The organism is Paenibacillus segetis, assembly GCF_014639155.1.
Classification (GTDB): domain Bacteria; phylum Bacillota; class Bacilli; order Paenibacillales; family Paenibacillaceae; genus Fontibacillus; species Fontibacillus segetis.
In genome coordinates this window covers 3,101,088-3,114,780 of the sequence record NZ_BMFT01000001.1, presented here as the reverse complement: position 1 = coordinate 3,114,780, position 13,693 = coordinate 3,101,088, and the positions used below count along the sequence as shown (strand labels likewise).

Annotated in this window: 14 protein-coding genes; 11 read left to right on the top strand and 3 right to left on the bottom strand. The window is 45.0% G+C overall.

What is annotated here, in order from left to right:
- Positions 1–102 precede the first annotated feature (102 nt).
- The 4 genes from hrcA (at position 103) to dnaJ (ending at position 4,946) form a co-directional block, all read left to right on the top strand.
- On the top strand, positions 103–1,137 hold the full coding sequence (gene hrcA, locus IEW05_RS14785) for a heat-inducible transcriptional repressor HrcA (protein WP_188540890.1): 1,035 nt from the start codon (positions 103–105) through the stop codon (positions 1,135–1,137).
- Positions 1,138–1,183: 46 nt separating this feature from the next.
- Complete coding sequence (grpE, locus tag IEW05_RS14780; protein ID WP_188540038.1) at positions 1,184–1,771, top strand: nucleotide exchange factor GrpE; 588 nt, start codon at positions 1,184–1,186, stop codon at positions 1,769–1,771.
- A gap of 66 nt (positions 1,772–1,837) precedes the next feature.
- Positions 1,838–3,685 carry a molecular chaperone DnaK gene (gene dnaK / locus IEW05_RS14775; protein ID WP_188540035.1) on the top strand — a complete coding sequence of 616 codons (1,848 nt, stop codon included), beginning with the start codon at positions 1,838–1,840 and terminating at the stop codon, positions 3,683–3,685.
- 133 nt (positions 3,686–3,818) lie between these two features.
- Positions 3,819–4,946: a molecular chaperone DnaJ gene (gene dnaJ / locus IEW05_RS14770; RefSeq protein ID WP_188540027.1), complete on the top strand. Its 1,128-nt coding sequence runs from the start codon at positions 3,819–3,821 to the stop codon at positions 4,944–4,946.
- 85 nt (positions 4,947–5,031) lie between these two features.
- Here the strand turns inward: dnaJ and IEW05_RS14765 are convergent, their stop codons facing one another.
- Positions 5,032–5,466, bottom strand: coding sequence for a hypothetical protein (locus tag IEW05_RS14765; protein ID WP_188540025.1), 435 nt, complete (start codon positions 5,464–5,466; stop codon positions 5,032–5,034).
- Between the two features lie 205 nt (positions 5,467–5,671).
- On the opposite strand from IEW05_RS14765, the gene IEW05_RS14760 reads away from it, so the two are divergent.
- The 5 genes from IEW05_RS14760 to mtaB all read left to right on the top strand — a co-directional run bounded on the left by IEW05_RS14760 (position 5,672) and on the right by mtaB (position 10,016).
- Positions 5,672–6,040 (top strand): hypothetical protein, encoded by a 369-nt coding sequence (locus IEW05_RS14760; protein ID WP_188540023.1) that lies wholly within the window; start codon positions 5,672–5,674, stop codon positions 6,038–6,040.
- A 114-nt stretch (positions 6,041–6,154) separates the two neighbouring features.
- Complete coding sequence (gene prmA / locus IEW05_RS14755; protein WP_188540021.1) at positions 6,155–7,123, top strand: 50S ribosomal protein L11 methyltransferase; 969 nt, start codon at positions 6,155–6,157, stop codon at positions 7,121–7,123.
- Between the two features lie 6 nt (positions 7,124–7,129).
- Positions 7,130–7,813: a site-2 protease family protein gene (locus IEW05_RS14750; RefSeq protein ID WP_188540019.1), complete on the top strand. Its 684-nt coding sequence runs from the start codon at positions 7,130–7,132 to the stop codon at positions 7,811–7,813.
- Between the two features lie 93 nt (positions 7,814–7,906).
- Positions 7,907–8,671: an RsmE family RNA methyltransferase gene (locus IEW05_RS14745; protein WP_188540017.1), complete on the top strand. Its 765-nt coding sequence runs from the start codon at positions 7,907–7,909 to the stop codon at positions 8,669–8,671.
- Between the two features lies 1 nt (position 8,672).
- Positions 8,673–10,016 carry a tRNA (N(6)-L-threonylcarbamoyladenosine(37)-C(2))-methylthiotransferase MtaB gene (gene mtaB, locus IEW05_RS14740; protein WP_188540015.1) on the top strand — a complete coding sequence of 448 codons (1,344 nt, stop codon included), beginning with the start codon at positions 8,673–8,675 and terminating at the stop codon, positions 10,014–10,016.
- 326 nt (positions 10,017–10,342) lie between these two features.
- Here the strand turns inward: mtaB and IEW05_RS25635 are convergent, their stop codons facing one another.
- Complete coding sequence (locus tag IEW05_RS25635) at positions 10,343–10,516, bottom strand: hypothetical protein (protein ID WP_194434128.1); 174 nt, start codon at positions 10,514–10,516, stop codon at positions 10,343–10,345.
- 159 nt (positions 10,517–10,675) lie between these two features.
- On the opposite strand from IEW05_RS25635, the gene IEW05_RS14735 reads away from it, so the two are divergent.
- Positions 10,676–11,110, top strand: coding sequence for an NUDIX hydrolase (locus tag IEW05_RS14735; RefSeq protein WP_188540013.1), 435 nt, complete (start codon positions 10,676–10,678; stop codon positions 11,108–11,110).
- Positions 11,111–11,127: 17 nt separating this feature from the next.
- Here IEW05_RS14735 and IEW05_RS14730 read toward each other — a convergent pair whose 3' ends face one another.
- Positions 11,128–12,138: a Na/Pi cotransporter family protein gene (locus IEW05_RS14730; RefSeq protein ID WP_188540011.1), complete on the bottom strand. Its 1,011-nt coding sequence runs from the start codon at positions 12,136–12,138 to the stop codon at positions 11,128–11,130.
- A 164-nt stretch (positions 12,139–12,302) separates the two neighbouring features.
- On the opposite strand from IEW05_RS14730, the gene IEW05_RS14725 reads away from it, so the two are divergent.
- Positions 12,303–13,673, top strand: coding sequence for a class I SAM-dependent rRNA methyltransferase (locus IEW05_RS14725; protein ID WP_188540009.1), 1,371 nt, complete (start codon positions 12,303–12,305; stop codon positions 13,671–13,673).
- The last annotated feature ends 20 nt before the right edge of the window (positions 13,674–13,693 follow it).

The following is a 13,693-nucleotide window of genomic DNA, read 5'->3' as shown; positions in this document are numbered from 1 at the left end:
CTTGACAATCGTCAGGTCGGTTTGGTATTTTTGTATTAGTGATTAGCACTCACCAGACATGAGTGCTAAATGATCGGCTTAAGGCCTTAAGGAGGGATCATGATGTTGACAGAACGCCAAAGAATTATTTTAACAGCTATTGTAGATGATTATATTCGTTCAGCGGAACCAGTGGGATCTCGAAGTATTTCCAAACGTGGGGACGTCGGATATAGTCCGGCAACGATTCGTAATGAAATGGCAGACCTCGCGGAACTGGGGTTTCTGGAACAACCTCACACTTCTGCAGGCCGCATACCTTCCCACAAAGGATACCGATACTATGTGGATCACATGTCTCCATTCAATCTGTTGTCTTCCGAGGAACTCGTTATCTTAAAGACGTCTTTTGCCGAGAAGTTGAATGCGATTGAAGAGGTAGTTCAGCACGCAGGTACGATATTGTCCCAAATGACCAATTACACTTCCATCTTGCTGGGTCCGGAAGTTTTTCATACATCGTTACGCCACTTCGAATTGCTACCTTTGAATGAGAATACGGCTGTGGCGATCGTCGTGACGAATACGGGCCAGGTGGAGAACAAAACGGTCTCCATTCCAGCCGGTGTTTCGGTTTCGGAAATGGAGAAGGTCGTTAATCTGCTTAACCGCAAGCTAACCGGGGTACCAATATATAAGTTGAAATCTGCATTATACAACGAAATTGGGCAAGAAATGCAAAGACATATTGATCATTTCGAAGATTTGATGAATATGCTAGACGATGCGCTCGACAGTGATGGAACAGAAAGTCAACGACTGTTTCTCAGCGGGACAACAAACATGTTAACGCAACCTGAGTTTAGAGATGTTGACAAAGTGAAAAGTATTTTGGATTTGCTTGAGGAAACTCCAAAACTGCTTAAGATGATGACTTCGGCTTCAACCGGATCGGGTATTCAGGTACGGATTGGTACGGAGAATGATCATGAGGCCTTTGCTAGCTGCAGCCTTATTACGGCTACTTACAATATTGATGGTCAAGCGGTGGGAACGATAGGAATCTTGGGACCGACAAGGATGGAGTACGCAAGGGTAATGATGATGCTGGATATTTTATCCAAGGATTTAACAAGGCTCTTGTCGCGACTACATTGACTGAGATGAATTGCCTAGATTATGTCATGTTAAGGAGGTGAACATCTTGAATAAACAACAACCAATTCAAGACGAAGTGAATTCTAATGTAGAGGAAGAAAACAACTTGAGTGATAACTTGCAACAAGAACATACTGAAGAAGAGCTACAGAATGAAGCAGAAGCAGCAAATGTTGAGGATGTAACCGGTGAGATTGAGAAGCTTCGACTAGAAGCTGAGGAGCACCAACAACGTCTGCTCCGCGTTCAGGCTGATTATGATAACTTCCGTCGTCGTACTGTGAAGGAAAAAGAAGAACTTGCAAAATATGCATCTTCCGTATTGATAACTCAGCTTATTCCAGTCATTGATAATTTTGAGCGTGCTCTTACCACAGGTGATGAGAGTACAAACGGCTCTGCTTATGCCAAAGGGGTAGAAATGATTTTCCGCCAATTTATGGACGTCATGAGCGCAGAAGGCTTGACACCGATGAATTCGGTGGGAGAAGCATTTAATCCAGAATATCATCAGGCGATCATGCAAGTAGAATCCGATGAGTATGAAGAAGGTATTGTGGTGGAGGAAATCCAGAAGGGTTACCTATTGAAAGATAAAGTTCTTCGTCCGGCTATGGTTAAAGTTAGCCAATAGTGCGGAATTCCATCAAGAATAACTAAAACATAGAATAACAACACATTTAAGGAGGATATATTCCACATGAGTAAAGTAATCGGTATTGACCTTGGAACAACGAACTCTTGCGTTGCAGTTATGGAAGGCGGCGAGGCTGTCGTTATCCCGAATCCGGAAGGCGCTCGTACAACTCCTTCCATCGTAGGTTTTAAGAAAGACGGCGAACGTGTTGTTGGTGAGACTGCAAAACGTCAAGCTATCACGAACCCGGATCGCACCATTAGTTCTATCAAAAGACATATGGGTACAAACCATAAAGAAAATGTTGATGGTAAAGACTATACTCCACAAGAAATCTCGGCAATTATCCTGCAAAAGTTGAAAGCTGATGCAGAAGCATATCTAGGACAAACCGTTTCTCAAGCGGTAATCACTGTTCCAGCATATTTCAATGATAGCCAACGTCAAGCGACTAAAGATGCTGGTAAAATTGCTGGCCTCGAAGTATTGCGTATCGTCAATGAACCTACTGCTGCAGCACTAGCTTATGGTCTTGAAAAATCCGAAGATCAAACGATCCTTGTATATGACCTTGGTGGCGGTACGTTTGACGTATCTATTCTTGAACTAGGCGATGGCTTCTTTGAAGTTAAGGCGACAAGTGGAGATAACAAGCTTGGTGGAGATGACTTTGACCAAGTGGTTATGGATTATTTGGTAGCTGAATTCAAAAAAGATCAAGGTATCGATCTAAGCAAAGACAAAGCTGCAGTACAACGTCTGAAAGATGCAGCTGAAAAAGCGAAGAAAGAATTGTCTGGCGTACTAACTACGACGATTTCTCTTCCATTTATCACCGTTGCTGACGGCGTACCACAGCACTTGGAAATTAACTTGACTCGTGCGAAGTTCGATGAATTGACTGCTGATCTTGTAGAGCGTACACTTGGACCTACTCGTCGTGCATTGAGCGATTCTGGTTTGACACCTGCTGAAATTGATAAAATCGTGCTTGTTGGTGGATCTACTCGGATTCCAGCCGTACAAGAAGCGATTAAGAAATTGACAGGTAAAGAGCCTCATAAAGGTGTAAACCCTGACGAAGTTGTTGCACTTGGTGCAGCTGTTCAAGCCGGTGTACTAACTGGTGATGTAAAAGACGTTGTCCTTCTTGACGTTACTCCGCTTTCACTTGGTATCGAAACAGCAGGTGGAGTATTTACGAAAATGATCGAGCGCAACACAACGATCCCAACAAGTAAATCGCAAGTGTTCTCCACTTATGCTGACAATCAGCCAAGTGTAGAAATCCACGTGCTTCAAGGTGAGCGCGAAATGGCTGCTGGTAACAAGACACTTGGACGCTTCATGTTGGGTGACATTCCACTCGCGCCACGCGGTGTACCACAAATTGAAGTTTCCTTCGATATCGATGCCAACGGTATCGTTAACGTTGCTGCAACAGATAAAGGTACGGGTAAGAGCCAAAAGATTACCATCACTTCCTCCAGCGGTTTGAGCGATGAAGAAGTTGAACGCATGATGAAGGATGCGGAACTTCACGCTGATGAAGACAAGAAACGTAAAGAGCTTGTTGAAGCGAAGAACAATGGTGACCAATTGATCTATAGCGTTGATAAGACGATTAAAGATCTTGGGGATAAAGTGGATGCTTCCGAAACAGAGAAAGCAAATGCTGCTAAGGAAGAACTGAAGAAAGCATTGGAAGGCGAGAACATCGAAGAAATCAATGCAGCTTCAGAGAAGTTGACTGAAATCGTACAACAGCTTTCCGTGAAGCTATATGAGCAAGCTCAACAAGCTGCTGGTCAGCCTGAAGGCGGCGAGCAAGGGAATGCAGCAGGTCCTAACAAGGACAACGTAGTAGATGCTGAATACGAAGTTGTTGACGAAGATAAGAAACAAGATTAATCCTAAGTTAAATAAACTTTGGTGAACCGGGAAGGTCAAAGTGCGGGGCACACCGCACTTTGACTTTCCTTTTGCCGGGTTAAGGGAATATAGTAATCTGTTAGGTACAAGAAGATATAGTGGGGGTGGAAGGATGGCTGAGAAACGCGATTATTACGAGGTGTTGGGCCTCGGTAAAAATGCTTCTGATGAGGAGATTAAGAAAGCTTATCGCAAGCTGGCTCGTCAATATCACCCGGATGTGAATAAAGCGGCTGATGCAGAAGCAAAATTTAAGGAAGTCAAGGAAGCTTATGACGTACTAAGTGATGCGGGTCAACGCTCGCGGTATGACCAATATGGACATATCGATCCGAACCAAGGAATGGGCGGTGGATTCTCCGGTGGTGGAGATTTTGGCGGCTTTGGTGATATTTTTGATATGTTCTTCGGCGGCGGTGGTGGCGGTAGACGCGATCCGAACGGTCCGCAACGTGGGAATGATCTTCAATATACGATGACTGTTGAATTTAAAGAAGCGGTATTTGGTAAGGAAACTGATATTACGATTCCACGAACAGAGAGTTGTGATACATGCTCTGGTTCGGGAGCCAAACCGGGTACAAAACCGGAAACCTGTTCCGTATGTCATGGTTCTGGACAACAAGAAGTCGTACAGAATACACCATTTGGCCGTATGGTGAACCGCCGTGCATGTAGTAACTGTGGTGGTAAAGGGCAAATCATCAAAGAAAAGTGCCCTACATGCCATGGTAATGGTGCGGTAAAGAAGCAGCGTAAAATACATGTGCGCATTCCTGCGGGCGTGGATGATGGAGCACAACTTCGCATGACGGGTGAAGGTGAAGGCGGCTTAAGAGGTGGCCCAGCAGGGGATCTCTATATCATCATCCGTGTGAAAACTCATGATTTCTTCCAACGTGAAGGCGACGATATTTATTGTGAAGTTCCATTGACGTTCACTCAAGCTGCGCTTGGAGATGAGATTGAGATTCCAACGCTAACAGAAAAAGTGAAGCTGAAAATTCCGGCAGGAACACAAACCGGCACTTATTTCCGTCTCAAAGGTAAAGGTGTTCCTAAGCTTCGGGGGATTGGTCAAGGTGATCAGCACATCAAAGTGGTGGTCGTTACACCGAGCAAGCTGAGCGATGAGCAGAAGGATCTGATGCGGCAGATCGCGGCAATGGACGGAGAGCATACACATGAGCATGAACAATCGTTCTTCGATCGTGTGAAGCGTGCGTTTCGTGGAGACTGACCAGAAATAAGCCAAATCAAATATTACCAAAAAACAAGCCGACATCATTATGATGTCGGCTTGTTCTGTATACGAAATCAGTTTTTTAATTAATCCGTTTTGGTCTTCTTGGTTGGTTTTTGAAACGGCGATATAAAGCAGCGATTACCATGACAATTAAGAAGATGGCAAAGAGGTTAACGGCCATTCCGAGTAGATTACCGAAGAATCCCATGCCACTGAACATACCACCAAAGAGCATTCCAGCTAGTCCACCTATCATAAGACCTTTCATTAGGCTACCACCGCTAAAGAATCCTCTACCTGCATTAGCTCCTTGTGATGTTCCCGATGTTGATTTGTTATTTGAAGTGGTGTCTGTTTTCTTAAAATCACTTGTTGTAGATTTGTTTGGGGTCGTAAGTGAAGTGCCTGGTCTAGAAAATCCACCACCTCTTCGTTTAGCATCCGTTACATCAGGTGAAACGAAGGCCAGAATTAAGGTGAAGGCCATCATAAACATCATTATCTTTTTTATCATGCTGTGTTAAATCCTCCTAGAGTAAGTGTTTGTGTCTAACTCAATATTACGGCACAAAGGGGAAATAGTTTCAAAATTTCTATATCACAATTCAGTTGAATGTAATTTTGAATAAAGTAGAGGGATATATTACATCCTAATCATTCAAGGAACTGCGTTCGCGGCAGAGTCCATCATTTATATAAGAAAGAAAGTAGGGATCTTGATGGGTGAAAAGAATATTCTAGCGTATTTCAAAAGTCCGGAGGAAGCCGAAAATGTGGCACGGAGACTTCAATCGCTACGAGTGCAGGATGTATCGATTAATCGGTTTAGTCGATATCCTAGTCAATCCTATGATCTTATGAACTCGATATCAACAAGCATAAGTGGATTAGCTTCTCTTACACAACAGACTAGTATTGGATTTCCTGGTGCAGATATTCTTTCTGCGGCTGATCCGACGAATAGTGGGATGAGTGATGGTGGTCAGGGAGGTCCTACGGGCCATGATGTTCTATTGACTGCTGTTATGGATGAGGAGGTTCATCATCAGGCATTACGAATCATCGAAGAAGCTGGAGGGATTATGTAAGAATTCAAGTGTATATAGCATTAAACAAAGCCGCTTAGGCGGCTTTTTTGTCACCATTTCTATTCTATAGTACAATGAATGTTATGCAAGATTGCTAAGGAGGAAAAAGACACAATGATTTGGACTGAAATTAAGATACATACGACGGAGGAAGCAGTGGAGATGATCTCCAACTTTATGCATGAAGCGGGTGCGGGTGGAGTCACCATTGATGAGCACGTTGATAATAATAAACCACGCGACACATCGCTTGGAGAGTGGTATGAAATTCCACCGAATGACATTCCGGAGGGAGAAGCATGGATTTACGGATATTTTCCTGAAGGAACAGATATTGATTCCGTTGTTAAACAAGTAAGTCAGCGGACGGAAGAATTGAGAGAATACGATATCGATCCGGGTTCAGCAACGATCTCGGTAAAAGATGTTAGTGAAGATGATTGGGCGAATAATTGGAAGCAATATTTCAAGCCCTTGCGTGTTTCTGATCGCCTAACGATCAAGCCAACCTGGGAGGAATACACACCTGAGAGTGAAGATGAGCGGATCATTGAGCTAGACCCTGGAATGGCTTTTGGGACGGGCGCTCATCCGACTACATCGCTGTGCCTTCGTACACTCGAGGGCGTAATTCAAGAAGGAGATGAAGTGATCGATGTCGGAACGGGTTCTGGTATTCTGGCAATCGGCGCATGCCTACTAGGTGCTTCGCGTGTGCTGGCACTTGATCTCGATCCTGTTGCTGTATCCAGCGCTACTGAGAATGCAAGATTAAACAGCATGGACGACCGTATTACGGTTGTGGAAAGTGATTTGCTGTCTGTACTTGGCAAAGGAACTGTGCCAGAGCTTGGAGTTAAGCTACCTGTCCGGGTGGTAGTGGCTAATATTCTGGCGGAAATCATTTTGCTATTCCTTGACGACGCATATCAGGCTTTACAACCAGGAGGATACTATATTGCTTCTGGTATTTATAAGAATAAAGAACAGGTCGTGAAGGAAGGACTTCTTGCAGCAGGTTTCGAAATTACTGAAACCGCTCGTGATGAAGACTGGATTGCTTTCGTGGCTAGAAAGAGGTAGTTTGTAATGGATTTTCTTAATCAATTGCTGCGGGTTCCTATAGAGCAGCTTCCTTTTTACTTGGTCACCTTGGTTATTGCCTTTACCGTGCATGAGTTCTCGCATGCTTATTTTGCTAATAAATTCGGAGATCCTACGGCTAAGTTGCTAGGTAGGGTAACTTTGAATCCAACCGTACACTTTGACTTGATAGGTATTATCCTGCTGCTCATTGCTGGATTTGGTTGGGCAAGGCCGGTACCGGTAAATCGCGACAATTTCAGTAAACCCAGACTTATGGGGGTTATCGTCTCAGCAGCAGGTCCGCTCAGTAACTTGTTGCTGGGAGTTCTCGGTACACTGATCTATGTCATTTTAATTCAATTTGGTATATTAGATGCTATTTCAAATGATAAACTACTTGAAGCGATCAGATTATTTTTTGGCTTATTTACATTAATGAACTTTTTCTTATTCCTATTTAACTTGCTTCCACTTCCCCCACTCGATGGTTATCGGATTCTGGAAGATATCGTTCCGCGTTCTATGTTTGGTACGCTTAAGAAGTTTGAGCAATACTCCATGTTTATCTTCTTGTTAATTCTAGTTATTCCGGGATTGCAAAGATACACCATTTCTCCGTTATACACGGCAGCACATTCCATGTATATGCATTTCGCTAAGTTTTTCCTCATGCTCATGGGAGCCTAAAATTGACATGGATGATCTGGGAAGAAGTACTGGAAAGCGAAATCTAAAAGTTGTATGATGTAATTTGGTAATTTGAGACAAGGATTGATGGACATGCAACGTTATTTTATAGAGCCAGAACAATTTGGGGATCAGACCGTGAGAATTCTCGGTGAGGATGTTCGTCATATCAGTAAAGTGATGCGCTCCAAACCAGGAGATAAGGTTATTGTCAGTGATGGAGTCTCCAGAGTAGCTATTGTGGAGATTACCTCCATTGAAACGGATGAAGTAACCGCAGATATCACGGAGCACCTGAACTCCACGGGCGAGCCGTGGCTTCATGTAACGGTAGCGCAAAGCTTACCGAAGGGCGATAAGATGGAGACGGTTATTCAGAAGTGTACGGAAATCGGTGCTGCTGCTTTCTTACCTTTTGAATCGGAGCGGACCGTGGTTCAATACGATCATAAAAAGGAAGAGAAGCGCACGGCACGTTGGCGTAAAATTGCCAAAGAAGCGGCTGAACAAGCGCATCGAAGCATCATTCCCGTCGTGGAGAATCCGGTCTCTTGGAAAGGGCTGTTATCTGTTCTGCCTGAGTACGATTTAGTGTGTATTTGCTATGAAAAAGAGCAGGGTCAACAATTAAGGGAAGTGCTGAGCCCTTTCGTCAAACAATTAGAGACTCAGCGCACGTATAAACTACTTGTTGTTGTCGGTCCAGAGGGTGGATTTGCCGAGAATGAGGTAACTGAAGCCGAAGCTGTTGGTGCTAAGTCCACTGGTCTTGGAAGACGAATATTGCGGACAGAAACGGCTGCTATGGCCGCCCTAACTTGCATCATGTATGAATCTGGAGAAATGGGGGGAGTTTGAGATGCCATCCGTTGCATTTTATACCTTGGGTTGTAAGGTCAATTTTTATGATACGGAAGCGATTTGGCAATTGTTTAAGAGTAAAGGTTATGAACAGGTCGATTTCGAACAGACAGCTGATGTATATCTGATTAACACTTGTACGGTAACCAATACAGGTGATAAGAAGAGTCGTCAGATTATCCGGCGTGCGGTACGTCGTAATCCGAATGCGATTATTGCTGTGACGGGCTGTTACGCCCAGACGTCCCCTAATGAAATATTGGATATTGAAGGTGTCGATCTCGTCATCGGAACGCAGGATCGTGACAAAATCATGCCGTATGTGGAGCAAATTCAGGAGCAACGGCAGCCGATCAATGCTGTGCGGAACATTATGAAAACCCGTGAGTTTGAGGAGCTGGATGTACCGGATTTTGCCGATCATACGCGGGCATTTCTGAAAATCCAAGAAGGATGCAACAACTTCTGCACCTTCTGTATTATTCCATGGTCCCGTGGTCTGTCTCGTAGCCGTGATCCACAAAGCGTTGTGAATCAAGCGCGTCAATTAGTCGCTGCAGGATATAAAGAAATTGTCCTGACGGGAATTCACACCGGTGGTTACGGCGATGATATGGAGAACTATGATCTAGCTGATCTCTTATGGGAGCTCGACAAAATAGAAGGTTTGGGTCGTATTCGTATCAGCTCTATTGAAGCGAGCCAGATCGATGATCGGATGCTGGAAGTGCTCAAAGGCTCCGATAAAATGTGTCGCCACTTCCATATCCCACTTCAAGCGGGTAGTAATGAAGTACTGAAACGGATGAGACGTAAATATACCATAGAGGAATTTGAGCAAAAGATTGCGAAGATTCGTCAGTTCATGCCAGAGGTGGCCATTACGACCGATATCATCGTAGGCTTCCCAGGTGAAACCGATGAGATGTTCGCCGAGGGTTTTGAGGCGATTAAGCGGATCGGCTTCTCCGAAATGCACGTATTCCCTTATTCTCAGCGTACAGGTACACCAGCAGCACGGATGGAGGATCAGGTTGATGAAGAGGTCAAGCATGCCCGTGTTCATCAATTGATTGATCTGTCCGAGCGTATGCAGCTTGCTTACGCAGAGACTTTTGTAGGCCAAGTGCTCGATGTTATTCCTGAGCGCGATGAGAAGGGATTATCCGGTGAAGGTCGGGTAACCGGCTTCAGCGATAACTACCTACAAATCCGCTTCGATGCCCCGCAAGATTTGACCGGCAAACTATGCCGGGTTAAACTGACCGAGGCTGGAGTAAACACGTGCCAAGGCCAATTAATCCGCATTCTTGACGATGCCACCGAACAAGCCCTAGCATAGTGCCTATACAGTAACAACAAGGATTTCACCCCAGCCTGGGGAGGAAATCCTTGTTGTTGATTTTAGGATCGGGAAGCTCTTTGCTCCGGAGCAAGTGTATCCTCGAAGAGGAGAGTTGCTGGAATGAAAATAACCGGAATTTCTCCATCTAATATGGCGTACATAGGAACCAGTAAGTAACTTAACTGGATTACCTCCTTCTAATTTCGCGCTTCAAACCATTATGATTGTGAATCGGGTGATTTAACAGGAGTTATTCCAGTTATAAGTGAAATGATGAGTCATATTAACAAATTAACGGGAGTATTTCCATTTTATACGGAACCTTAAAGTAGAGCGTACCCCGAAGGGGTGACAAGCGGCTCATTCCCCGTAGTCAACCTAGGAGCGCCCGAAAGCAGCAGAACTATCCAACCCGGTCTACCTGGTGATCCGGGTGCACCTAAAGTAAGACGTACCCGAAGGGGGAAAAGCGTTCCACCCACCAACGTAAAGCGCATCCCGAAAGGGGACAGCGGGCAGGAGCGCCTCTACTTCCTCCTAAGTTACCTAAGCGGGAGTCCAGAGGGTGCAACCCTTGGGGCCCTCCCTTACAGTAAGGGAGGGTTTGGGTGGGATGAGACCAAGATGAGAAAATTATACGTAGGGAGAGTGCACTCATGTCTTTTAAAGAAATATCTGCAGGAGGCGTCGTCTATCGCCACGATGCTGATGGCCAAATGCAAATCCAACTCATTACTGATCGTTACGGCAAGATTTCATTTGCCAAAGGGAAGCAAGAAAGTGGAGAAACGATTGAGGAAACAGCACTTCGCGAAATATTGGAGGAAACTGGGGTTGTTGGCGTAATCGATAAACCCATTGATATTATAGCTTATACTTATAATCATACTGTTCATGGCGAAGTGGACAAAGAAGTTCATTATTACCTTGTTGAGAGCAAAGGCGGTGAGTTACGTCCGCAAATCGAAGAGATTCGTGGAGTAGCTTGGTATGAACCGAAAGAAGCTTGGGAGAAACAGCAGAAATCAGGGTATGATAATAATGACTTTATTTTGGAAAAAGCCTTGAAGTTACTTGGTGTTGAACTGTAATTACTGTCACGCAGGATTTACTGTGTTGTGGGTGGGAGGTTGCCAGAAGGATCCATTGGCGAGCCTCCCATTCTGGACCATACGGGTAAATAACAGAACGGGAGCGCCAGCAATGAACAAGTCAAATTGAATATGGTCTGCGTATGGGCGATTTGAGCTGAAGGGTCAGAGGAGATCCAGCTAGCGACGGTTTCTAGCACTGGAATGAGCGGTAGGAACAATATCGCTCCTAGTACATTGAGTATGATATGTGACCAGGCGACAAACCTGCCGGACGGAGTTCCACCAATGGACGCAATCCACGCAGTAACGCAGGTACCTACATTGGAACCGATAACCATAGCAATCCCAAGTTCAATAGGGAGTACACCGGTGCCGACAAGTCCCATTGTCATAGCAATGACCGCAGCACTGCTGTGAATAATTGCGGTTAGAATCGCGCCAGCAGCAGCTCCCCAGAGAAGACTATTTGCCGCATGGTCCAACAGCCAGCCAATAATGCCACGGGCCTCCAATGCGGGACCAATCGATTGCATCCAGGTAATAGCAATCATAATCAGGCTAAAGCCGCCAGCGGCTAAAGATCCGTATTGAATGGGTTTTAGTAGACGAAATAGATTGCGATTCTGTATAAACACCATTTCTTCGCCCATGACCGCGGTTGCCCATAGCAGCAAGGACAGAAGGAACAAAGGAATGCCAATCCTTGAAATGTCTAGAGCGATTAATTCAGTGGTAAGGCAAGTACCAATATTACCACCAAGGATGATGCCGAGACTCTGGGCATAAGATAGCAGACCCGCGTTGACAAGGCCAATGGTCATTACAGTCATGGCCGTGCTGCTCTGGAGAATCGCAGTCACCCCCGTACTGGACAGAAGTCCAGTCCATGGCGTCCGCGTGGACGCATGCAGTAGCTTGATTAATCTGGGTCCGGCCCATGCTTGCAGGGCGGTCTCCATGATTTTCATGCCGAACAGAAACAGGGCAAGTCCAAATGTTACGGGGACTATAATTTCACGGAACACTAGGGTATCCCCCTTTAATGAAAAAATGTACAAGTTATATATATGTATGCCTATCAAAAGGCTTCAATGCTAAACAAAACTAAGCGTATGCTTACGAAGTTAGTTTTGTACGATCCGTATTCATTGTTGCTATGCTAAACAAAACTTTTAGGAGTGAACGATTCGTGGGATCAATTATATTACAACGTAGCCGCAGAAAACGGCTAGAACAGGGACATCCGTGGATATTCCGTAATGAAATAGAACATGTGGAGGGAGAACCAACTCCCGGCAGTTTGGTTGAGGTGATGGATCATCGACGGAGATATCTGGCGACTGGTTATTACAATCCTGCATCGCAAATTACGGTTCGCGTGGTATCGTATGCTCCGCTAAACCAAATGGATGTTGAATTTTTTGTAGCTAGATTCCGTGACTGCCTGAAGCATCGTGAACGGTTTGTGAAAGAGGAATCCTACCGATTTGTATATGGAGAAGCTGACTTCCTACCTGGACTTACAGTGGATCGTTTTGGCGATGTATTAGTCGTTCAATTGTTAACACTGGCTATGGATCAATGTCGAGATGTTATTGTAGAAGCGCTTGTTCAGGTACTTGGACCTGTAGGGATCTATGAGCGAAGTGACGTATCTGTGCGGGAAATGGAAGGGCTGGAGCCAGTAAAGGGACCTCTTTATGGGAATCCTCCACGTTTTGTCACGATTTCCGAGAACGGCCTTAAAATTAAGGTCGATATTGAGCAAGGCCAGAAGACAGGATATTTCTTCGATCAACGGGAGAATCGGGCTTCGATTAAGCCGTTGATGACTGGTTGGGGCGAACGTAGCGGGATTACGATGCAAGAGTTATCCGTAGAGGGTGAAGGAACAAAGTTGGTTCCAGTGAATCAGAAGGGTAAAGAAGTTACTTTCCCTTATTGGGATGGGGCAACCGTGCTGGAATGCTTCTCCCATACAGGTAGCTTCACACTCCATGCATGCAAATATGGCGCCAAAAAAGTGACTTGCCTAGATATTTCAGAGCATGCCATCGAGAATGCCAAGCAAAATGTGGAGCTGAATGGTTTTGAAGATCGTGTGGAATTTGTTGTCGCCGATGCTTTTGAATATCTCCGCAATAATGTCAAAGGTTTAAATGAGCGACAAGCACGCGCAGCTCAGAGTGGTAAAGTAGACACTTCCGTGGCGTTAACTGCGGGTGGCGGACGTACATGGGATGTTGTTATTCTGGATCCTCCGGCTTTTGCCAAAACCAAAGGTGCGGTTAAAGGTGCTAGTAGAGGATACAAAGACATCAACCTGCATGGGATGAAGCTTGTGAACGAGGGTGGATATCTGGTTACAGCGAGCTGTTCTTACCATATGCGACCTGAGTTGTTCCTGCAAAGCATTCAAGAAGCTGCTGCTGATGCTGGAAAAATACTACGTCTCATCGAATGGCGCGCAGCTGGTAAAGACCATCCGCAAATCCTTGGCGTCGATGAAGGTCATTATTTAAAATTCGCGATCTTCGAGGTTCGTAGTAGAACGTTTTAAGCTAAGCAATTGAATAGAAC